General features: G+C 67.3%; 17 protein-coding genes and 1 pseudogene. 14 read left to right on the top strand and 4 right to left on the bottom strand.

All coding sequences use genetic code 11. The features are described 5' to 3' along the window. From GS4_RS20650 to GS4_RS20670, 5 genes and pseudogenes are all read left to right on the top strand, one after another. Positions 1 to 229 (top strand): annotated as a pseudogene (locus GS4_RS20650) (acetaldehyde dehydrogenase (acetylating)); the annotation flags it as partial. Continuing rightward, a complete protein-coding gene (gene dmpG, locus GS4_RS20655) occupies positions 226 to 1,341 on the top strand; it encodes a 4-hydroxy-2-oxovalerate aldolase (protein WP_051989804.1) in 1,116 nt (371 codons plus the stop codon). The pseudogene GS4_RS20650 and the gene dmpG, both read left to right, overlap by 4 nt. Before the next feature lie 29 nt (positions 1,342 to 1,370). Then, the gene (locus GS4_RS20660) at positions 1,371 to 2,456 is read left to right on the top strand and encodes an acyl-CoA dehydrogenase family protein (RefSeq protein WP_007624240.1); all 1,086 of its coding nucleotides are present in this window, start codon (positions 1,371 to 1,373) and stop codon (positions 2,454 to 2,456) included. A gap of 33 nt (positions 2,457 to 2,489) precedes the next feature. Beyond that, positions 2,490 to 4,142 (top strand): thiolase C-terminal domain-containing protein, encoded by a 1,653-nt coding sequence (locus tag GS4_RS20665; protein ID WP_007624241.1) that lies wholly within the window; start codon positions 2,490 to 2,492, stop codon positions 4,140 to 4,142. A gap of 92 nt (positions 4,143 to 4,234) precedes the next feature. Continuing rightward, the gene (locus GS4_RS20670; RefSeq protein WP_040511307.1) at positions 4,235 to 5,029 is read left to right on the top strand and encodes a FadR/GntR family transcriptional regulator; all 795 of its coding nucleotides are present in this window, start codon (positions 4,235 to 4,237) and stop codon (positions 5,027 to 5,029) included. A gap of 3 nt (positions 5,030 to 5,032) precedes the next feature. Here the strand turns inward: GS4_RS20670 and GS4_RS20675 are convergent, their stop codons facing one another. Further along, entirely contained in the window at positions 5,033 to 5,791 is a 759-nt protein-coding gene (locus GS4_RS20675) for an SDR family NAD(P)-dependent oxidoreductase (protein WP_007624243.1), read from the bottom strand. 225 nt (positions 5,792 to 6,016) lie between these two features. Between GS4_RS20675 and GS4_RS20680 the strand changes: the two genes are divergently transcribed. The 9 genes from GS4_RS20680 (at position 6,017) to GS4_RS20720 (ending at position 16,419) form a co-directional block, all read left to right on the top strand. Next, entirely contained in the window at positions 6,017 to 7,531 is a 1,515-nt protein-coding gene (locus GS4_RS20680; RefSeq protein WP_007624244.1) for a class I adenylate-forming enzyme family protein, read from the top strand. Positions 7,532 to 7,536: 5 nt separating this feature from the next. Next, positions 7,537 to 8,319, top strand: a complete 783-nt coding sequence (locus GS4_RS20685; RefSeq protein WP_007624245.1) for an enoyl-CoA hydratase/isomerase family protein — start codon at positions 7,537 to 7,539, stop codon at positions 8,317 to 8,319. Between the two features lie 43 nt (positions 8,320 to 8,362). After that, positions 8,363 to 9,550 (top strand): acyl-CoA dehydrogenase family protein, encoded by a 1,188-nt coding sequence (locus tag GS4_RS20690; protein WP_007624247.1) that lies wholly within the window; start codon positions 8,363 to 8,365, stop codon positions 9,548 to 9,550. A 123-nt stretch (positions 9,551 to 9,673) separates the two neighbouring features. Further along, the gene (locus GS4_RS20695) at positions 9,674 to 11,200 is read left to right on the top strand and encodes a class I adenylate-forming enzyme family protein (RefSeq protein WP_007624249.1); all 1,527 of its coding nucleotides are present in this window, start codon (positions 9,674 to 9,676) and stop codon (positions 11,198 to 11,200) included. A 58-nt stretch (positions 11,201 to 11,258) separates the two neighbouring features. Next, positions 11,259 to 12,407, top strand: a complete 1,149-nt coding sequence (locus tag GS4_RS20700) for a thiolase family protein (protein WP_040511310.1) — start codon at positions 11,259 to 11,261, stop codon at positions 12,405 to 12,407. A 139-nt stretch (positions 12,408 to 12,546) separates the two neighbouring features. Continuing rightward, positions 12,547 to 13,776, top strand: a complete 1,230-nt coding sequence (locus tag GS4_RS20705; RefSeq protein WP_007624253.1) for a CaiB/BaiF CoA transferase family protein — start codon at positions 12,547 to 12,549, stop codon at positions 13,774 to 13,776. Between the two features lie 31 nt (positions 13,777 to 13,807). Continuing rightward, complete coding sequence (locus GS4_RS20710; protein ID WP_007624257.1) at positions 13,808 to 13,996, top strand: ferredoxin; 189 nt, start codon at positions 13,808 to 13,810, stop codon at positions 13,994 to 13,996. 67 nt (positions 13,997 to 14,063) lie between these two features. Next, positions 14,064 to 15,215, top strand: coding sequence for a thiolase family protein (locus GS4_RS20715; protein ID WP_007624259.1), 1,152 nt, complete (start codon positions 14,064 to 14,066; stop codon positions 15,213 to 15,215). Between the two features lie 43 nt (positions 15,216 to 15,258). Beyond that, positions 15,259 to 16,419 (top strand): acyl-CoA dehydrogenase family protein, encoded by a 1,161-nt coding sequence (locus tag GS4_RS20720; protein WP_007624261.1) that lies wholly within the window; start codon positions 15,259 to 15,261, stop codon positions 16,417 to 16,419. Between the two features lie 151 nt (positions 16,420 to 16,570). Here GS4_RS20720 and GS4_RS20725 read toward each other — a convergent pair whose 3' ends face one another. The 3 genes from GS4_RS20725 to GS4_RS20735 form a co-directional block, all read right to left on the bottom strand. Continuing rightward, positions 16,571 to 17,818: an ABC transporter substrate-binding protein gene (locus tag GS4_RS20725; RefSeq protein WP_040511312.1), complete on the bottom strand. Its 1,248-nt coding sequence runs from the start codon at positions 17,816 to 17,818 to the stop codon at positions 16,571 to 16,573. Positions 17,819 to 17,990: 172 nt separating this feature from the next. Further along, a complete protein-coding gene (locus GS4_RS20730; RefSeq protein ID WP_007624265.1) occupies positions 17,991 to 18,758 on the bottom strand; it encodes an ABC transporter ATP-binding protein in 768 nt (255 codons plus the stop codon). Then, positions 18,755 to 21,523 carry a branched-chain amino acid ABC transporter permease/ATP-binding protein gene (locus GS4_RS20735; RefSeq protein ID WP_007624267.1) on the bottom strand — a complete coding sequence of 923 codons (2,769 nt, stop codon included), beginning with the start codon at positions 21,521 to 21,523 and terminating at the stop codon, positions 18,755 to 18,757. The genes GS4_RS20730 and GS4_RS20735 overlap by 4 nt, the downstream gene beginning before the upstream one ends. Positions 21,524 to 21,564 lie beyond the last annotated feature (41 nt).

Consider the following 21,564-nt stretch of genomic DNA (forward strand, 5'->3'; position numbering starts at 1 on the left):
TGAAGCCGAGATCCAATCCTATGTGCCCGGGTACCGACTGCTGCAGGATCCGCAGTTCGACCCGCCGTCACAGGTCAACGGCGGCCACGCACGGGTGTCGATCTTCGTCGAGGTCGAAGGCGCCGGGGATTTCCTGCCCCCCTATTCGGGGAATTTGGACATCATGACCGCCGCCGCGACCAAGGTCGGCGAAGAGATCGCGAAGACGAAGCTGGGGGTCCCCGCATGAACACTGCGACAACAAGCACGACCACCACCACTGCTGCTGGAGGCGCGGCTACCGATGTGATGGCGAATGCGCGGGCGTATTCCGACCTGTTGGACATTCGGATCACCGACTCCTCGTTGCGTGACGGCAGCCACCACAAGCGGCATCAGTTCACCGAACAAGAAGTCCGCGACATCGTGGGCGCACTCGACGGCGCCGGGGTGCCGGTCATCGAGGTGACCCACGGCGACGGCCTCGGTGGGTCGTCGTTCAACTACGGCTTCTCCAAGACCCCGGAACAGCAGCTGATCAAGGCGGCCGCGGAGACCGCGACCCGGGCGAAGATCGCGTTTTTGATGTTGCCGGGACTCGGGGTGAAAGACGACATCCGGGCTGCGCAGGACAACGGTGGGCAGATCTGTCGGATCGCGACACATTGCACCGAGGCTGATGTGTCGATCCAGCATTTCGGGCTGGCCCGGGATCTCGGGTTGGAGACGGTCGGGTTCTTGATGATGAGCCATTCGCAGCCGCCGGAGAAGCTGGCCGAACAGGCGCGGATCATGGCCGATGCGGGATGCCAATGCGTCTACGTGGTCGACTCGGCGGGTGCGTTGGTGTTGGAGGACGTCACCGTCCGGGTGCAGGCGCTGGTCGCCGAACTCGGTGCTGATGCCCAAGTCGGGTTCCACGGGCACGAGAATTTGGATATTGCGGTCGCCAACTCCATCAACGCCATCCGGGCGGGTGCGCAGCAGATCGACGGCTCGATCCGCCGCTTCGGTGCCGGCGCCGGGAACACCCCGACCGAGGCGTTCGTCGGGGTGTGCGACAAACTCGGCATCCGTACCGGGGTCGATTTCATGACCATCGCCGATGCCGCCCAAGACATCGTCCGCCCAGCGATGCCCTCGGAATGTTTGGTCGACCGCTCCGCAATGATGATGGGCTACGCCGGCTGCTACAGCTCATTCCTCAAACACGCCGAAGGCCACGCCGAACGCTACAACGTCTCCGCCGCCGCCATCCTCCTCGAAGCAGGCAACCGCAAACTCGTCGGCGGCCAAGAAGACCAACTCATCGACATCGCCCTCGAACTCAAAAAGAAAACCGACGCCAACGCAGGCGTCTGAGTTCGAGCCACCGGGTCGACGGAGGAACAATGGAATTCGCGCTGAGTACCGAACAGGTCGAGTTGGCGGCCGCAGAGCGGGGGTGGCTACAGAAGAACGATCCGATCGTGGAGCGGCGCGAATCGATCGACGACACCCCGGCTCGGATGTGTGCTGCGGCGCGCGAACATGTCGTGGAATCAGGGTTGGCCGGTCTGCTGACCACGGACCTCGGTGGTACGAACGTGGATCTGCTCGTCGTCGTCGAGGAACACGGCCGAGCGGGCAGCGCTATCCCGATCGCCGAATGGGCTCTTGCCGCCCGTCTGCTCGAAGGTGTGGGCTCCCCACATCACGTCGAGGTCGCCGAGGGAAGGCGACTCGCCGTACCCATCCGGCCTGCGGGAACAGAATCGTTCGAGGTCACCGAGCTCGCGAACGGATCGCTGAGGGTTCGAGGAACCTCGACTCCGACAACAGGTCTGGCCGATGCCGAGTGCCTGGTGTTGTCTGCCATCGCCGACGACGGGCGTGTCCTGATCGCCGAGATCCCGACCGACGACGTCGACGTCCGAGTGCTGGACACACTGGATCTGTTGCGCTCGTGGTCCATCGTGCACATCGATGTCACTGTCGATCCCGGCGGTTGGTCGGTCGCCATCCCCGGAACCGATGCCCTCCTCGCCGATCAGCTCGCGGTCTTCCGGTCCGTCGATGCTCTCGGTGCAGCAGATCGACTGCTGCATCTCAGCGTCGAACACGCTCGGCAGCGAGAACAGTTCGGTCGCCCCATCGGCTCGTTCCAAGCGGTCAAGCATCATCTCGCGAACATGTCGCTGGCGGTCGAAGCATCCCGCGCCGTGCTCTGGGCTGCAGCCGTGGCGCTCGATGACGACGGGCATGGGACGAGTAATCGCACACCCGGCCGAGGGAGAGCCGTCTCGTCGGCGATCGCCTACGCCGGGACCGCCACCGCCGCGGTGGCACAGTTGGCGCTACAGGTGCACGGCGGCATCGGCTTCACCTGGGAACACGACGTGCATCTCCTCATCCGGCGGATCAAGGTCGACGAACTGCTCGATGGTTCGGTCGGAACGCATCGGGACGTACTCGTCGGCCTCCATGAGTCTGCCTGAGCAGCAGACGAAACGACCATCGAAGGAGCGCCGATGACCAGCCCATCGGGCCGACCGCTGCCGCAGCCGACCCTGCGATCCGCAGAGTTCTGGGCCTCTGGCGAGGACGGCGTCCTGCGTATCGCCCGCTGCGGGGCCTGTGGTCGACGGACACATCCGCAGCCGGCGCGGTGCCCGCACTGTCGGAGCCATGACATCTCGATGGCGCCGGTGTCCGGGCGTGGCGTGGTGGTGGCGTGCACGGTCAACGAACAGGCCTGGTTGCCGTCGCTGCCACCCCCGTACGTTATCGCGATCGTTGCGTTGGAGGAGGATTCGGCAGCTCGTCTGACCACCAACATCGTCGGATGTGCGCCGGATGAGGTGACGATAGGTCTGCGGGTGCGGGTGGTGTTCGAGCAGGGCGCCGACGATGTATGGATCCCCCTGTTCGAACCCGACCCGGAGACCTCCACCTCGGGCCAGGACCCCGAGTTCGATGACGTCGACATACGGGTGCGGCCGATGGCGTCGCCGACGAAATTCGAGGATCGCGTCGCGATCACCGGGGTGGGGCAGTCGCAGGTCGGCCGACGGCTGATGATCGACCCGCTTCGCCTGACCATCGACGCCTGCGAAGCGGCCGTCGCCGATGCCGGACTCGATTTCGACGACATCGACGGTCTGGCAACGTATCCCGGCGGTCCGATCGGTGGCGGACTGACCGAGGGCGGCACCATGGCGGTCGAGGAGATCCTGCGGGTCCGGCCCACCTGGGTCAGCGGCGGCAACGAGTTCCCGGGACAGAACGGCTCCATCGTGGCCGCGATGCTCGCCGTCGCCGCCGGTTTGTGTCGACACGTCCTCTGTTACCGGACCGTGTGGGAGTCCAGCCACGCGGCGCTGGTCCGCTCCGGCAGATGGGACGTCCCCACCGCCCGGGCCACCGCGATGGTCGAGCATCGCGCTCCCTACGGCGCGATGTCACCGGCCAACTGGATCGCGCTGTGTGCGAGTCGCTACTTCCACCGGTACGGCGCCGACCGCGATGTGCTCGGCCGGATCGCCGTGACGGCTCGTACGCACGCGGCCTCCAACCCGGAAGCCGTGTATCGCGATCCGATCACACTCGACGACTATCTCGATGCCCGGATGATCTCGAGTCCGTTCGGTCTCTACGACTGTGACGTGCCCGTCGACGGTGCGGTGGCGGTGGTGGTCTCGGCCGCCGATGTGGCTGCCGACCTGCCGAACCAACCGGTCCACGTCGAAGCGGTGGGAACGCAGATCACGGAAACGCTCTCCTGGGACCAGGGCACGCTGACCCACCTCCCGCAGTCGCTCGGCCCGTCGGCACACCTGTGGTCGCGCACTGACTTCCGGCCCGACGATGTCGATGTCGCGCTGCTCTACGACGGCTTCACCTTCAACGCGCTGTCGTGGCTCGAGGGACTCGGCTTCTGCGAGCGCGGCGGCGCAACGGAATTCATCGGTGACGGATCGGCGATCACATTCGGCGGACGGCTCCCGCTCAACCCCCACGGTGGTCAATTGTCGGCCGGGCGCCTTCACGGCTACGGGTTCTTCCGGGAAGCCGTCCTGCAACTCCGTAGGCAGGCCGACGGGCGACAAGTCGCCGGAGCCGACGTCGCGGTGGTGAGCTCCGGCGGTGGGGTGCCGTCGGGAACCATCCTCCTGCGCAGGTGACCGTCCGCCCACCGCGATGCAGAGTTCCGCGGCGCGGTGACACCGCTGAGGTAGGTTGACAAGTGAACGTTGTCGACGCGAGAGGACCCGACGTGCCTGAGAGAGCGACGCCGGTCTTCACCACCCGCCGGGATGGCGAACGTGGCATCCGCACACCCAAGACAGCCGAGTTGGTGGCACGGAAGTTGCGCAGCATGATCGTCGACGGCGAGCTCGCAGCGGGAGATCACCTGCCGAACGAGGCCGAGTTGATGGAGCTGTTCTCGGTCAGCAGACCCACGTTGCGTGAAGCCATCCGCGTGCTCGAAGCCGAACGGCTCGTGGAGGTACGACGCGGTTCCCGGTCAGGGGCCAAGGTCTGCGTACCGGGCCCCGAGGTGGTCGCGAGACCGGCGTCGTTGCTGCTGGAACTGTCCGGAGCCACGGTCGCCGATGTCTACCGCGCCCTGGAGGCGATCGAGCCCGCCGCGGCACGACTGCTCGCCGAGGAGGGCGACGATGCAGCGTTCGACGAACTCGAGCAGTTCGTCGACGAGGTGGTGCCCGCCGAGTACGCCTCCGGTCACTTCGGCCGGGCCACGGCCCGTTTCCATCTTCGTATGGTGCAGTTGTCGGGAAGTCCGACGCTGGCCCTCGTCGCCGGTATGGTGCACGAGATCTTCGAACGCAATCACGTCGCCTTCGCGCGCGAGCACCTCGAGACCGACAGTGCGCAACACGAATCCAACTACAAATTGTTCGTCCGCTCCCAGCGGCGGTTCATCAAGCTGCTGCGCGCGCGCGACGGCTCCGGGGCATTCACCCACTGGCAGAAACACATGGTCGTCGCGCGGCAGTTCGTCATGCTCGGCCGGGAGGACCTCCGCGTCCAGGACCTCCTCGACTGACGGTCAGCGCGGCCCGAACCGCTGACCGGCGTCGAGCCGGATGCACTGACCGTTGAGCATCGGATTCTCCGCGATCGCGACGGCGAGCCGCGCATACTCGTCGGGCCTGCCCATCCGCTTGGGGAAGGCTGCATCGGCGACCAACGGGGCCACCTGTTCGTCGGAGAAGGAGGCCGTTGCCCCCGTGGAGAAGAGGCTCGGAGCGATGGCCGTCACCCGGATCCCGAGCGAACCCAGGTCGCGCGCCATCACCAGGGCACTACCTGCGATGCCCGCTTTCGCCGCAGCATAGGCGACCTGGCCGATCTGTCCCTCGAAGGCGGCGAGTGACGACGTGTTGACGATGACGCCCCGTTCGTCGTCGATCGGGTCGTTACGACTCATGTGGGCGGCCTGCAGTCGATTGAGGTTGAAGGTACCGACCAGGTTCAGGTCGACCACCTGACGGAACAGGGCCAGGTCGTGTGGCCCGTTGCGGCCCAGCGTCTTCTGCACCTTTCCGCCGCCCGCGGTGTTGACCGCGATGTGGAGTCCGCCGAGATCCGCCACGGCGGCGTCGAGGACACGCTCCGTGGCGACGAAGTCGGTGATGTCCACGGCGTGGAAGATCCCGCCCACAGCGTGCGCGACTTCTTCTCCGTCGCCGCCCGCGCGGTCGAGGACGGCGACCCGGGCGCCGAGGCGTGCCAGGGCCTCGGCGGTCGCCCGCCCCATACCCGACGCCCCGCCGACCACCATCGCTCGAGCGCCGGCGATCTCCATCCGATACCCCGTTCGTCGTCTGTCGCCGCGCATCCCGCACGACCGGTCTTCGGAGGAAGAATCTCCGCACTCCACTGGGTAATCGGAATCCGGGTGTGTCGAAACCGCTGTCCGACTCTGCGGGACGTCCGCTGTCGGACAACCGGGACGGACTGGTGGACTTCTCAGGCGGAACTCGCGCCCACCACCGGGCGTGACGCCGCCAGACGAGGACCGGGGTATCGGATGAACATCGCGTTGCTGCTGGACATGGCCGCCGACGGATTCGGTGACCGGGTCGTGATCGGCACACGTGACGGAGGGCTCACTGCGGCCGGGCTCCGCGACCGGTCTGCTACCGGCGCCGATCTCATCCGTCGGTCGGGCGCCGACGCGGTGGTCTACCTCGCCGTCAACGGTCCGGCGTTCCCGATCGCGATGTTCTCCGCCGCGCATGCCGGCGTGCCGCTGGTCCCGGTGAACTATCGGCTCGGTGCAGAGCAACTCGACTCGCTGCTCGCCAATCATCCGTCGGCTCTGGGGATCGCCGACCCCGAGCACCTCCACATCCTCGAGCGAGCAGGGCTGGATGTCATCACCACCGACGACTGGCTGGAGGCCACCGCGGCCGCGCGGTCGGGCGATCCGGACGCGGGAGCGGGCGTCGGCACAGAGGCTCCCGCCGTCATCATCTACACGTCCGGGACCACCGCAGCGCCCAAGGGCGTGCTGCTCCGCCACGAGAACCTGACCTCGTACGTGTTCGGCTCGATCGAGTTCGCGAACGCCGCCGACGACGAGGCCGCTCTCGTCAGCGTCCCGCCGTATCACATTGCGGCCGTTGCGAATGTGATCAGCAACCTCTACGCCGGACGGCGCACCCTGGTCCTCGAACAGTTCACCCCCGCGCAGTGGCTGGAGACCGTACGAGAAGAAGGTGTCACCAACGCGCTGGTGGTGCCGACCATGCTGTCTCGGATCGTCGAGTCCGACGCCGACACGACGGTCCCGACCCTGCGCAACCTCGCATACGGGGGTGCGCCGATGCCGTCTCGCGTGATCGAGGAAGCCCTGCGGATCTGGCCGCACGTGGGGTTCGTCAACGCCTACGGACTCACCGAGACGAGTTCCACCATCACCGTGCTCGGGCCGGAGGATCATCGGGCCGCGCTCGACGGCGACGATCGGGTGCGTGCGCGACTGGGTTCGGTGGGCAGGCCGCTGCCCGGGGTCGTCGTCGAGATCCGCGCAGACGACGGGTCGCCGCTCGGCCCCGGCGAAGTGGGCCGCATCTGCGTGGCGGGGGAGCAGGTGTCGGCGGAGTACGCGGGGGTCGGCCGGGTCGTGGACGCCGGTGGCTTCTTCGACACCCGCGACAAGGGGCACCTGGACGAGGACGGCTTCCTCTTCGTCGGCGGTCGGGCCGATGACACCATCATCCGCGGCGCGGAGAACATCGCGCCCGCAGAGATCGAGGACGTGATCCTGCGACACCCAGATGTCCTCGACGTTGCTGTCGTCGGCGTCCCGGACGACGAATGGGGACAACGCATCGAGGCGGTCGTCGTGCTCCGCGACGGCGCGGCGGTGGACGCGGACGGTCTGCGCGACCACGTCCGATCGGCGTTGCGCAGCAGCAAGACGCCCGATCGTATCGTGTACTGGGACGAGGTCCCACGCACGGAGACCGGCAAGCTGGTGCGTCGCAATGTCGTCGAGCGGCTGGTGGCCGCCGCCCCGGTCTCGGTGCGGCAGACGTGAGCCCAATGGATCTGGATGCACTGACCACGGTCATCGCCGAGCTCGACGGCAACGTGTTGACGGTGACCCTCGATCGTCCGGAGCGGATGAACTCCTTCACGGACACCATGCGGGCGGAGTTCCGGACGCTGTGGGAGCACGTTCGGGAGACCGACGACATCCACGTCGTCGTGCTACGTGCGGCGGGGGAGCGAGCCTTCTCCACCGGCATGGACACGCGCGAGGGGACTTTCATCTCCGACAACGTGTTCAGTAGACGTGATCCGGGGATCGACCTGTCGCCGAAGCAGAACGGCTGTTGGAAACCACTCGTCGCGGCGGTGCACGGCCTTGCTGCGGGGGGAGCGCTCTACTGGCTCAACGAATCCGACATCATCATCGCCAGCGACGACGCCCAGTTCTTCGACCCGCATGTCTCCTACGGCATCGTCGCCGCGCTCGAACCGATCGGTCTGGCCCATCGGATCCCGATCGGCGAGGTGCTGCGGATGGTCCTCCTCGGGCTCGATGAACGGATGTCGGCCGAACGGGCGCGCGAGATCGGTTTCGTCAGCGAGGTGGTCGACCGAACCGACCTGTGGTCTCGGGCAGATGCCATCGCCCGGAGGATCGCCGCGAAGCCGCCCGCGGCGATCCAGGGCAGTGTCCGAGCCATCTGGGAGTCCCGCGACACCGGCCGTTCCCAGGCGCTGGCAACCGGGATGGCGTACACGTCATTGGGGAATCCGATCGGCAAGGCGCAGGTGAATCGTTCCGAGGTGGCCACCCGCGACTACGAGGTGCGGTGATGGCATCGTCGGGCGACACGGGCCGGGCAGGAGACGCGGTCCGATGAGATACGGCACCGACGCCGACCTCGAGGGGTTCCGCGCCGAAGTCCGTGCCTTCGTCGAGCGTTGCGCTCCCGACATCCCGCCGAAGGCAGGGGTGCGCAGCGCCGAGGACGAGAGCGAGTTGGCGCTCCTCAAGGAGTGGACCAGGGCGTTGTTCGCCGCGGGGTACATCGGTGGCTCCTGGCCGACCGAGTACGGCGGCAGGGGCTCCGATCATCGTCTCGAGCGAGACGTGGTCGTCGCGGAGGAGATCGCGCGGCATCGAGCGCCTCCACCCGTGCAGGGGGCTGCCAATCTCGTCGCGGCCGCGCTCATCGAGCACGGCACCGACGACCAGCGGCGGCGTCACCTTGCCGGGATCCGCTCCGGAGAGCGGATTCACTGCCAGTTGTTCAGCGAGCCCGGGGCCGGTAGCGATCTCGCCTCTCTGCGTACGCGGGCCGTGCCGGTCGGCGATGGTCGGTTCCGCATCTCGGGTCAGAAGGTGTGGACCACGAACGGCCAGTGGGCGGACTACGGATATCTGCTCGCCAGAACCGATCCGGAAGCGCCGAAGCACAACGGGATCAGCGCCTTCCTCATCGACATGCGGCTACCCGGCGTCGAGGTCCGCCCGCTCCGCGAGATGACCGGTACCGCCGACTTCAACGAGGTGTTCCTCGACGACGTCGAGGTCGGTCCCGAAGCGCTGATCGGAACGGTGAACCACGGCTGGCGGATCGCCAACTCGAGTCTTGCGCACGAGCGGTCGGGGGTGGCCACGAGCGCCGTCCGCCTCCGACGCAACGTGGCCGCCCTGGTCGACCTCGCCCGACGGGTTCCCAGACATGGACGACCCGCCGTCGAGGATGCCGCGGTCCGCGATCGGCTCGGTGCGCTGACGGCATCGGTCGACGCGCTGTCGGCTCTGGTGTACGCGAGTCTCACCCGTGTGTCGCACGGACGGCCGGGACCCGTGGACGCTCCGATGACCAAGCTCATGTTCAGCGAGCTGGGGGTGGAGATCGCCGCCTTCGCACTGGAACTCGAGGGCGAGAGCGGGATCGTCGTGAGCGGGGACCGCGCCCTGGACAACGGTCGCTGGCAGGACGAGTTCCTGTATGCGCGGGCGTACACCATAGCCGGAGGGAGTTCCGAGATCATGCGGAACCTGATCGCGGAACGCGGACTCGGTCTGCCCCGCTGACGATCTGCGTCTAGATGGGTCGCCGCCACCGTTCTGAAGATGCGGCGACTCGGTTGTCATAGTTAACTATGTAATATAAGTTGAGGACGTTCTCGAGTGTGGCAACAGTGATCAGGAGGCGTCGTGGCGGGTATCAGGGAGGCGCTGCGTGGGCTGTGGTCGGCCGCCGACGATGCCCGCATGATCCAGCAGGACGGTCGGTGGCACACCTGGGGTGAGGTCCGAGCGGTGGCCGAATCGATCGACCGCGAGTTGATCCGGGTCGGAGCCACCGAGGGGGCGCGAGTCGGTGTGGTGCTGGGCAACCGGGTGGAATCCATCGCGGCATTGGTCGCACTGCTGCGCAACGGGCGGACCATCGTCACCCTGAATCCCATGCAGCCGCCGGCGCGGCTGGCGGCGGATGTCGCGGCGGCCGCGCCGGTGGCGGTGCTGGCCCCGGGAGCTCAGTGGGAGTCCGTGGAGTTCCGCTCCGCCACGGAGACATTGGGCATCGACGGCTTCGCGATCGACGACGGGATGCGGCGCGTGGTGCGCGCCGCATCGATGGTGGGCGCCGACGCCGACGAGTCGCCGGACGAAGCGGTCGGCGCCCCGGTCGCCGTCGAGATGTTCACATCGGGGACCACCGGTCCCCCCAAGCGCATACCGCTCACCTGGCGTCAGCTCGACGCGGCGATGTCTGCGGTACACGGGCACGTCGGAGCGAACGGTGCGGTACGCGATCCGCTGACGGGTCGCGTCGCACTCGTGACGCTCGCCATCGTCCACATCGGCGGGATGTGGGGTGTGCTGCAGGCGTTGACCGAGGCTCGCCCCTTCGTCCTGTTGCCGCGCTTCACCGTCGAAGGGTGGGTCTCTGCCATCGAGGAACACCGTCCGCGGATCGCGAGCCTTCCACCGGCGGCGATGCGTTCGGTGCTCAACGCCGACGTGCCGCCCGGCCGACTGTCGAGCCTGCGCGCCGTCACCGCCGGGACCACGTTCGTCAGTCCGGATCTGGCCGACGAGTTCATCGGCCGATATGAGATCCCGGTGTTGATCGTCTACGGCGCAACGGAGTTCTCCGGCGCGGTGGCCGGCTGGACCAAACCGATGCACCACCAGTGGTGGTCGAGCAAGCGCGGCAGTGTCGGCCGTCCCTTTCCCGGCGTCGATCTCCAGGTCGTCGACGAGACCGGAGAACGACTCTCGGTCGGCGAGACCGGCCGACTGCAGGTCCGGTCGGGGCAGACCGGTTCCGGTGCCTCGGAATGGGTCCGCACCAGCGACCTCGCCCACATCGACGCCGACGGATTCCTCTACATCGACGGCCGTGCCGACGACGCGATCCTGCGCGGCGGGTTCAAGGTCCAACCCGAGGTGGTCGCGAGCGCCTTGCGTCGACACTCCGCGGTACTCGATGCCACCGTCTACGGCCGGCCCGACGACCGCCTCGGGGAGGTGCCCATCGCAGTTGTCGAACTCGTGGACGGCGGCCGGACACTCGACGAGGACGAGGTCAAACAGTTTGTGCGCGAGCATCTCACGCCCTACGAGGTGCCGGTGACCATTCATGTCGTCGAGTCGCTGCCGCGCAGCGCGTCACTCAAGGTCGACCGTCGGCGACTGCTCGAGATGGTGGCCGAGCTCGAGTCGTCGACAGTCTGACGAACCATTCCGACCGCGGCCACGCCCGGTCGTCATCGAACGCGAAGGGAACTCAACGATGTCCGCAGTGATCGTCGAGGCCGTCCGGTCACCCGTGGGCCGCAAGCGGGGCGGCCTGTCCGGTGTCCATCCGACCGAGCTGTCCGCGACCGTCCTGAACGAGCTGACGCGGCACGCCGGCATCGATCCGGTGATCGTCGACGACGTGATCTGGGGATGTGTGCAACAGGTCTCGGAGCAGGCCATCGACATCGCGCGGACCTCGGTACTCGCGGCCGGGTGGCCTGAGACGGTGCCCGGGGTGACGGTCGATCGCCAGTGTGGTTCGTCGCAGCAGGCGCTGAACTTCGCAGTGGCGGGTGTCCTCGCGGGACACTACGACGTGGTGGTCGCCGGCGGTGTCGAGTCGATGTCGCGCGTTCCGATGGGCTCGTCGACGAGCATCGGCGACAGCCCGTTCCCACCGGCATACCGTGACCGCTACGACGGGGTCATCCCGAATCAAGGGGTGGGTGCCGAGATGATAGCGGACAAGTGGGGGTTCACCCGACGTGACGTGGACGCCTATGCGGCCCGCTCCCACGACCGTGCCGCCGCGGCACAGGATGCTGGCCTGCTCGATGACCAGATCGTCACGATCCCGACCGGCGACGGCGAGGTTCGCGCGGACGAAGGGATCCGCCGCGGCACCACGGTCGAGACGCTCGCCGCGCTGAAACCGGTGTTCGCCGAGGACGGGGTCATCCACGCGGGCAACGCGTCACAGATCTCCGACGGCTCCGCCGCCGTGCTGGTCGTCAGCGAGGAGGCCGCCCGCAGATACGGACTGACACCGATCGCGCGTGTGCACACCGCGGTCGTCACCGGCGCCGACCCGGTGATCATGTTGACCGGGCCCATCCCCGCGACCGAGAAGGTGCTGGCTCGCTCCGGACTGGCGGTCGGCGACATCGGGGCGTTCGAGGTCAACGAGGCGTTCGCGCCGGTGCCGATGGCCTGGCAACGGGAGATCGGTGCGGACGAAGACCTGCTGAATCCCAACGGCGGAGCGATCGCATTCGGCCACCCACTCGGTGGGTCGGGCGCCCGGATCCTCACCGACCTGATCTTCCACATGCGTCGCAACGACATCCGGTTCGGTCTGCAGACGATGTGCGAAGGCGGCGGGCAGGCCAACGCGACGATCCTGGAATTGATCGATGCCTGACCTGGCCAGGCGGGAAGACCCCGCCGGCCCGGTTGAGCGACTGCGACCCGCGCCGTCCCACCTGCCGGAAGAGCGTCCCCGACCCGTCGGGGTCCGTCCTACCGTCGACGGCAGCCCGTCGCGAGTGTGAGGAGTCGACATGCATCGCCCCATGGAAGGTGTCCGGGTACTCGAGGTCGCCCAGTTCACCTTCGTCCCATCCGCCGGAGCAGTCCTCGCCGACTGGGGTGCCGACGTCGTCAAGGTGGAGCATGCGGAGTCGGGTGATGCCCAGCGAGGACTTGTCCGAGTGCTCGGGTACGACACTTCGGACTCGTCCTTCGCACCGATCATGGAGGGCCCCAACCGAGGCAAACGCAGCGTCGGCATCGCGCTCGATCGTCCCGAGTCGCGTCCGGTGCTCGAGGAACTCGTCCGGCGAAGCGATGTGTTCCTCACCAACTTCCTGCCTGCCGCGCGCGGCAAACTCGGCATCACGGTCGACGACATCCGCGCGATCAATCCCGACATCGTCTACGTGGCGGGAAGCGGGTTCGGTTCCGAGGGCCCGGACGCGGAGAAGGGCGGCTACGACTCCACCGCATTCTGGGCACGTGGCGGCAGCGCCTTCGGCACGACTCCGGCTGGGTCCGACCGCGTCAGCTTCATGCCGGCCGGCGCCTATGGCGACAACATCGGCGGGATGACGATCGCAGGCGGCATCGCCGCTGCGTTGTATGCGCGGGCGACCACCGGCGAGACGTCGGAGATCGACGTGTCCTTGCTGGCCGTCGGCGCCTGGGCCACCCAGTTCACCGTCAACATGGCGTTGATGCGCGGTGAGGCACTCCCTGCCCAATCCCCACACCGACGGTCGGCGAGCGCGGGCAATCCGCTCAGCGGTGCATACCGCACCGCCGACGGTCGGTGGCTGCAGTTGTCGATGTTGCAGGCGCGGCGGTACTGGCCGGAGTTCTGCCGGGCGATCGGCCACGACGAACTCGTGGACGACGAGCGATTCGCGACCGACGAACTGATCAATCGCAACCACGCCGAGGCGTTCGACATCTTCGCCGACATCATCGGCGCCGAATCCCTGGATCACTGGCGCACGGCACTCGCACACATCCGTGGACAGTGGGCGATCGTGCAGGACTCGTGGGACCTCGGCAACGACGCAGCGCTGCTGGCCAACGGGCGGATCGCGGAGGTCACCGACGCCGAGGGGGCCACCCGGCGGCTGGTGGCCAACCCGGTCAAGTTCGACAACGCGAAGACGGCGCTGACCAGGGCCCCGGGATTCGCCGAACACACCGACGAGGTGTTGCGGGAGTTGGGGTTCGACGACGAGGCCTTGATCGCCCTGAAGATCGCCGGTGCGGTCACCTGATCCGGCGCGAACGGACGACGAAGGAGCATCTATGGAGGTCTCGATCGACCTGGAGAAATGCGCGGGACACGCGCGCTGCTATGCGGCGTCCCCGGAGCTGTTCGACCTCGACGAGAGCGGTTACGCGTTGAACGCCGAGATCAGCGTTCCCGACGGAGACGAGCCGGCAGCCCGCGAAGCCGTGGCATCCTGTCCGGAACGTGCCATCCACGAACGGTGACCTGAGAGACCGTTGACCCGAACCGGCCGTCGACGCGAACCGGCCTTCGACGCCTAGGAGACGAACTATGAGCGCTCGTGATGCAGTGATCATCGAGGCCGTACGCACCCCGATCGGTCGGCGCAACGGCTCCCTGGCCGGTGTGCACGCCGTCGATCTCTCCGCAATCGTGTTGCGGGAACTGGTGCGTCGTACCGGTATCGATCCCGCCGACATCGACGACGTGATGTGGGGTTGTGTCACCCAACTCGGTGACCAGTCGAGCAACGTCGGCAGGTTCGCGGTGCTCGCCGCGGGCTGGCCCGACCACGTGCCCGCGGTGACGATCAACCGTGCCTGCGGTTCCGGCCAGCAGGCGATCGAGTCCGCAGCACATGCGGTGATCGCCGGTGCCTATGACATCGCGGTGGCCGGAGGTGTGGAGACGATGTCGCGGGTCCCGCTCGGCGCGACCCGGCAGACCGGCTTCGCCTATGGGCAGACCGTGCTGGATCGATACGGAGTCGATCGCCTCGATCAGGGCAGTGGGGCAGAGATGATCGCGCAGCGATGGGGGCTCTCCCGGGCTGATCTGGACGAGTACGCATCGCGATCCCATCAGCGCAGTGCCGACGCGATCGACACCGGGGCGTTCGACGCACAGACCGTCACGGTCGCGACCGACGACGGCGAGTTCGCCGTCGACGAGGGGTTGCGTCGCGGGACGACCCCGGACAAGCTCGCCGGTCTGAAGCCGTCGTTCCGGGACGACGGCGTCATCCACGCGGGCAACGCATCCCAGATCTCCGATGGTGCGGCGGGCGTCGTGATCACGACGTCGGCCAAGGCCGCTGAGCTCGGGGTACGGCCACTGGCTCGGATCGTGGCCGGAACGGTGGTCGGGGACGACCCGGTGATGATGCTGACCGGACCGATACCGGCGACCCAACGGCTCCTGAAGCGCACCGGACTCTCGATCGGCGACATCGGCGCCTTCGAGATCAACGAGGCCTTCGCGCCGGTGCCGCTCGCCTGGCAGATCGAACTGGGCGCCGATCCGGATCGCGTCAACCCAGTCGGTGGCGCGATATCCGTCGGGCATCCCCTCGGTGCATCCGGCGCGATCCTGACCACCCGTCTGATCAATCACATGCGCGATCGCGGCCTCCGCTATGGACTGCAGTCCATGTGCGAGGGCGGCGGAACCGCGAACGCGACCCTGTACGAACTCGTCGACTGACCAGTCGGTTCCGAGAACGTCACGCCGACAGAGGAGACCACCTGTGCCGCAGCCTTATTACGACGACGACCACGAGGCCTTCCGATCCAGTGTCCGTGACTTCATCGGCCGCGACGTGACACCGAACCTCGACCGTTGGGAGGAGGAGCGGGCGACCGGGCGCGAGGTGTGGAAGTCCGCCGGCGCGCTGGGAATCCTGGGGCTCCGCTTCCCGGAACGGTTCGGCGGTGGAGGTGTACGTGACTACCGTTTCCGCTGCGTGGTCCAGGAGGAGCTCGCACGAGTCGGCGCCGCCTCGTTGGCATCCGGCTTCTCCATCAACGAGGACATCGTCGGGTCCTACCTCACCGAGCTGGGTACCGAAGAGCAGCAGCGGGACTGGTTGCCCGGTATGGCACAGGGGAACGTGGTGGCCTCCATCGCGATGTCGGAGCCGATCGCGGGCAGCGATCTGCGAGGAATGAAGACGACCGCGGTCCGGGATGGTGACGAGTGGGTCATCAACGGCGCCAAGACGTTCATCACGAGTGGATACTCCTCGGACGTGGTGTTGACGGCGGCGCGCACGGGCGAAAAGGAGGGCCGCCCGCAGCTGTCCCTGATCCTCGTCCCGACGACCACTCCCGGATTCCAGCGCGGACGCAAGCTGAAGAAGCTCGGCCTCCACTCGCAGGACACCGCCGAGATCGCGTTCGACGACGTCCGCGTGCCGGCGGGCAACCTCGTCGGTGCGGAAGGTCGTGGTTTCCATCACCTCACCGCTCAACTGCCTCTGGAACGGCTGTCCATCGCCTGGCGTGCACTCGCGGCCGCGGAGGCCGCGCTGGACTGGACGATCCGCTACACCAGCGAGCGGAAGGCGTTCGGCACCAGGATCATCGACTTCCAGAACACTCGCTTCCGCCTCGCGGAACTGACCACCGAGGTGGAGATCACCCGTTCGTTCCTGGAGCAGGGGGTGCTCGCACTCAACGCGGGCGAGTTCGACGCCACGCTGGGCGCCAAGGCCAAATGGTGGACCACCGAACTGCAGAATCGCGTCATCGACGGCTGCCTGCAGATGCACGGTGGTTACGGCTACATGGACGAGTACCCGATCTCGCGTGCCTACGCCGACGCGCGGGTCCAGACGATCGTCGGTGGTACGACCGAGATCATGAAGGAGATCATCGGACGCGATCTCGCGTCCCGGCATCCGTCCTGACCAGCTGACCTCACACGTCCTCCGCCCCGAACCCCGTACTCCGCCAGGTGCAGTCGGCGGAACACGGAGCTCGGGCGGAAGAACGTTCGATGGTGACACGGGCCGCGTCCGCGATGCCCGACCTCGTCCGGTCAGGCATCGCGGTCGGGTACTACTTCGCCAACACACTAACCTTCGTCGGATCGGCCAGATTGCCGTCCTTCATCGTGAGCACGATCATCTGGTTGCCGCACAGCGACTTCAGGCCCGGAACCGCCTGTCCGTTGCAGGTGAACGTGATGCCGTCGCCTGCAGGGAGGACGACATCCTTGGCGGATCGGATGGCGTTGCCGACGGTCTGCGGGGTCACCTCACCGGTCAGGCCAGCCGTCGCGCGGACCAGTCCCAACACCCCCTGGTACCCGACCACCGCGAAGCCTGACGTGGGTGTGTCGGCCGCGTACTTGTTCATCACGGCGCGGAACAGCACGCTCTCGGGATTGTCGGAGACGGTGTCGGCGCTGCTGAAGATCTTCATGCCGTCGACGCCTGCCTTGCCGACCGCCGAGACCACCTCGGGCGCCGCGCAGGTCTGCGGGGAGATCGCGGTGGCCGTGGAACCGAGGGTGTTCAGCGCCTTGAGCACCGAGGTGCAGACGGTCGATTCGCCATACACGAGTACGACATCCGGCTTCTTGTCGAGACCGGCGCTGACCTGAGGGGTCGCATCAGGAGTGCCGAACGGGATGGTGATCAACGAGAAGTCGAGGCCGGCCGCCCGGAAGGCCGGTCCGCCCATCCGGGTCAACGATCCGGTGGCAGCGGGGCTGTCGATGGAGTACGCGACCGCCGTCTTCCAGCCCTGCTGTTTGGCAAAGGTCGCCATCGCCTGCGAGGTGTTGGAGCCTGCTGTCCAGACGAAGGAGTTGTCGCTGGTGATCTCCTGCTGACTGCCGCCCAACGCGGTGACGTAGGGGATGCCGGCGCCGGTGATGATCGGTGCCAGGATGCTGCCGAGGCCGGTGCTGGTGACGACCACGGCCGCCACCTTCTGCTCGACCATCTGGTTGGCGCAGTTGCGTGCCGACGTCGGCTCCTCGGCGTTCTTGCACGTCACGAGTTCGATGGGGCGACTGGCGATTCCACCGAGGTTCTCGTTGGCGTATTTAGTCGCGGCTTCGGCGGCCTCCCGGTTCTCGGGCTGCGAGATCGCCTGCCCACCTTCGTTGTTGATCAATCCGATGCGTACGGGGGCGCCGGTGGCCGCCGTGCCGGGGAAGGCGTCGGACGGCAGCGCCGCGCTGCTCTCGCCGCCGCTGGAACTGTCGTCGCTGGAACAGGCCGCCGTGGTGGTGAACAGCACGGCCGCCGCGGTGATGGCGAGCATTCGCCACACCTCGGATCGGCGAGATGACTTCATGGGTTTCCCTTTCGGCATCGCGGCCACGATGCCGCGGAGATGGAGGTCAACGAGTTGGTCGTCCGGTGTTCATGCGCGAAGTGGTGGGTTTCGCTGTCTGTCGATCGTCGTTCCTCCGACATCACACGAGGCGGTGGCGTCGGAGGTCGTCGGTGGAGGAGTGGCAACCGCGTCAGGCGACCGGAGCGATCGGATCGCGCCTGGTGGATTCGCCGTCGTCATGGCCGGGGCCGCCGAGGTAGGCCTGTTCGACGAGTTGCGGGGCCGCCGCCAGGGACCGCGCGTCGTCGTGGAGCACGTTGCGACCGTGTCTGAGTACCAGCGCGGTGTCGGCGACCCCGAGCGCCAGCTGCACGTGCTGCTCCACGAGGACGATGGCCGTGCCGGTCTCGTCGGCCACGGTCCGCATGACCGGCAGCAACCGCTCGACGATGACAGGGGCGAGGCCCATGCTGAGCTCGTCGATCAGCAACACTCGCGGATGTTGGACGAGGGCCCGGCCGATGGCGAGCATCTGCTGTTCGCCACCCGAGAGTGCCCCGGCTGCGACCCGTAGTCGCTCGCCCAGTGCGGGGAAGTAGTCGAGCACTGCGTCCCGCTCGGTGGACCGACGTCGTCGGCGACGGACCGCCAGCCGCAGGTTCTCCTCGACGGTCAGGGTCGTGAACAGCGCGCGGTTGTCGGGGACCAGGACCAGTCCGGCACGCGATGCGGCTTGCGCATCCCCGGTCCGCACCGTGATGTCGCCGACCGTCACCGACCCGGCCAGGGACGGTTGCAGTCCGGCCAGCGTCGCCATGGTCGTCGTCTTGCCCGCCCCGTTGGGCCCGAGCAGAGCCAGGATCTCACCCTGCGCCAGTTCGAAGTCGAGTTCACGGACGCACGGACGTCCCTTCGCATACCCCGCATCGAGGCCGGTGCAACGCAACACGGTGCTCACGTGGTCAGCTCCTGTCCGCTGTGTGTCGCGCCGAGATAGGCGCGTGTGACCTCGGAATCGCTGCGTATCTCGGCCGGCGTACCGATCGCGATGCGCGTGCCGAGGTCGAGGACCACGATGCGATCGCAGACATCCAGGACGAGGTCCATGTCGTGGTCGACGAGGACGATGGTGGTACCGGCATCGCGGATGGCGCGCAATCGGTGGCCGAGCCAGATGCTCTCGGTGCTGTCGAGGCCGGCTGCCGGCTCGTCGAGCAGCACCACCTTTGGCCGGCCGGCCAGCGCACGAGCGACCGACACCAGTTGACGTTGTCCCTGGGACAGTTCCCGGACGGGGCGGTCGACGACCCCGTCGAGGTGTAACACCTCGAACAGACGGCCCATCTGCGCAGCATCCAGCGGAGGGCGGTCCGCCCCCCGATGCAGTGACGCGGTGGTACCGACCGCGACGTTCTCACGGACCGACAGATCGTCGTACAGATCGATGCCCTGGAATGTGCGGCCCAGGCCGGCGCGGCTGCGTCGGAACGCGCGTCGGCCGTCCAGTGTCCGACCGGCGAGTGCGACGGTGCCACGGGCGTCGGCGAATCCGCTGATCGCGTCGATGAACGTCGTCTTGCCCGCACCGTTGGGTCCGATGAGTCCCACGATCTCGCCCTCGTGCACGTCGAAGGAGACGTCGGCGAGAGCGACCACGCCGCCGTAACGGACGCCGATCTCCCGCGCCGACAGGACCACGTCGCCGATCGGCGGTGACGATCGATCGTGCAGTTCGTCGGCGGTCAGCGAGACCTCGAGATCGGTGTCCAATGCGGTGACCTGTCCCCGGCCCAGTCGACCCCGGAGCTTCTCGAGCCGGCTGTAGATGTCGGAGACGATGCCCTCGGGATTGGCGATCACCGTGACCACGAGCAGGATTCCGGTGAAGACATAGTAGTACTGGCCGACGTTGGCGACACGGTCGAGGAAGACGAACAGGATTCCGCCCGCGCCCATGATGCCGGCGAGCATGCCGCCCGAGACGCAGGTGACCCCGGCCAGGTAGCAGACGGCGAACATCGCGACTCCGCCGATCGCGGTGAACGCCTCGGGGACCGCCATCGTCTGTTGGTAGGCCATCAACGATCCGCCGAGGCCCGCGATGAACGCGCCGACGGCGAAAGCGACCAGCTTGGTTCGCGAGACGTTGATACCCGATGCTGCTGCCGAGCGTTCGTTGGCGCGGACGGCAAGCATCGACGCGCCGAGCCGGCTGGTCCGCAATCGGACCACGGCGAGCGCGACGAGCACCAACACGACCAGGCAGACAATGCCGAACGAGATCCGTGGATACGAGTCACCGGCTCCGATACCGAGATCGATGCCGAACAGTGTCGGTCGCTCGACTGCCGCGCCGTCGATGCCACCGTTGAACTCGTTGTTGCGGAACCAGAACGCCTCGAGGAACACCGCTAGGCCCAGCGTCACCACCGCCACCGGGAGGCCACGGATGCGGAGGGCGGGCAGACCGACGAGAACACCGACGACGGTGGCTGCGAGTGCGGCCAGGACCGGCGCGATGGGGAAGGGGACACCCCATTCCACCGTGAGTCGGCTGAGCACGAATGCGCCGACGCCGCCGAGTGTCAACTGAGCCAACGAGATCTGTCCGGCGAATCCGGTCACCACCACCTGCGACAGGGCGATGATCGCCAGCGTGAGGGACATGATCACCGCGCCGCGATAGCTACCGGTCGTGACGAGCAGGACCACCACCGCGATGACGGTCCACACCGCCCCGACGACCAGCAGATTACGCGGTCGTGGCGCAGCACCCAACGTGTTCTGGATCAGGGCACCGCGGGTCGGCAGGGGTTTTCCGCGGAAGACCAGGAAGCCGAGGATCAACACCAGCGGGATCAGTTCGGCCATGCCGGACTGCGGGATCCAGTCGATCGTCGACTGCAGATGGGTGAGCTCCGACTGCAGGACGCCGATACCCAACCCGGCGGCCACCGCGGGTCCGATCGCACTGAAGTTACCCACCAGCGCCGCGGCCAGCGCCGGCACGATGAACAGTGTGTACGACACCGGGATCAGGGGCACGATCGGCGCGATCAGAATTCCGGACAGGCCCGCGATCATGGTGCTCAGCGCCCAGTTGGCGTAGGCGATGCGCTCGGGGGAGAGTCCGGTGAGCAGTGCGCCGGTCTCCGACTCCGCCGCGGCCCGGGTCGCGAGTCCGAAGCGGGTGAGTCGGAACGCGAGGACGAGCAGGACGGTGAGGACGACGATGATGACCGCGAACCACAACCGGTCCGCGGGAACGCGAATCGAACCGATCTCGATGATGTCGGCGGGCAGGATCGGATCCACCGACACCGGGGTGGTTCCGATCCGTGCCGCCAGCAATGCCTGGACGGCCAGCATCAGGGCGATGGATGCCACCGCCTTCGCGGTTGCCGGCGCGGTCCGGAGCAGACGGAACACCGCGAAGTACTGCAGCAGACCGAGTGCGGCGGCGATCGCGAGCGAGATCAGCAGCGCGGGTGCGAGATCCACCGGACCGCCGAGGTCGAGGGTCGTCGGGAGGCCGGGGATGGGGATGAGCAGCTCACCCTGCCGGAGGTAGGCGAAGGTGTAGGCGACGTACAGGGCGACCGCGCCGGTCGCGAAGTTGACCACGCCGGAGCTCCGGTAGGTCATGACCAGGGCGAGTGCGAGGGCCGCATAGACCGCGCCGTTGCCCAGGCCCAGGAACAGGAACTGGAGATCTTGTGTCATCGGATCACCTGCGGATGTGTGTGCCGTGGCGGGAGCTTCGG

This window comes from Gordonia soli NBRC 108243 (assembly GCF_000334455.1).
GTDB classification, from domain to species: Bacteria; Actinomycetota; Actinomycetes; order Mycobacteriales; family Mycobacteriaceae; genus Gordonia; species Gordonia soli.

Bases quoted from the DNA above. Each gene is read 5' to 3' on its own strand.
- GS4_RS20660 (WP_007624240.1), top strand. From the start codon at position 1,371: ATGGAATTCGCGCTGAGTACCGAACAGGTCGAGTTGGCGGCCGCAGAG.
- dmpG (WP_051989804.1), top strand. From the start codon at position 226: ATGAACACTGCGACAACAAGCACGACCACCACCACTGCTGCTGGAGGC.
- GS4_RS20665 (WP_007624241.1), top strand. From the start codon at position 2,490: ATGACCAGCCCATCGGGCCGACCGCTGCCGCAGCCGACCCTGCGATCC.
- GS4_RS20680 (WP_007624244.1), top strand. From the start codon at position 6,017: ATGAACATCGCGTTGCTGCTGGACATGGCCGCCGACGGATTCGGTGAC.
- GS4_RS20685 (WP_007624245.1), top strand. From the start codon at position 7,537: ATGGATCTGGATGCACTGACCACGGTCATCGCCGAGCTCGACGGCAAC.
- GS4_RS20710 (WP_007624257.1), top strand. From the start codon at position 13,808: ATGGAGGTCTCGATCGACCTGGAGAAATGCGCGGGACACGCGCGCTGC.
- GS4_RS20725 (WP_040511312.1), bottom strand. From the start codon at position 17,818: ATGAAGTCATCTCGCCGATCCGAGGTGTGGCGAATGCTCGCCATCACC.
- GS4_RS20705 (WP_007624253.1), top strand. From the start codon at position 12,547: ATGCATCGCCCCATGGAAGGTGTCCGGGTACTCGAGGTCGCCCAGTTC.
- GS4_RS20675 (WP_007624243.1), bottom strand. From the start codon at position 5,791: ATGGAGATCGCCGGCGCTCGAGCGATGGTGGTCGGCGGGGCGTCGGGT.
- GS4_RS20715 (WP_007624259.1), top strand. From the start codon at position 14,064: ATGAGCGCTCGTGATGCAGTGATCATCGAGGCCGTACGCACCCCGATC.
- GS4_RS20700 (WP_040511310.1), top strand. From the start codon at position 11,259: ATGTCCGCAGTGATCGTCGAGGCCGTCCGGTCACCCGTGGGCCGCAAG.
- GS4_RS20690 (WP_007624247.1), top strand. From the start codon at position 8,363: ATGAGATACGGCACCGACGCCGACCTCGAGGGGTTCCGCGCCGAAGTC.
- GS4_RS20735 (WP_007624267.1), bottom strand. From the start codon at position 21,523: ATGACACAAGATCTCCAGTTCCTGTTCCTGGGCCTGGGCAACGGCGCG.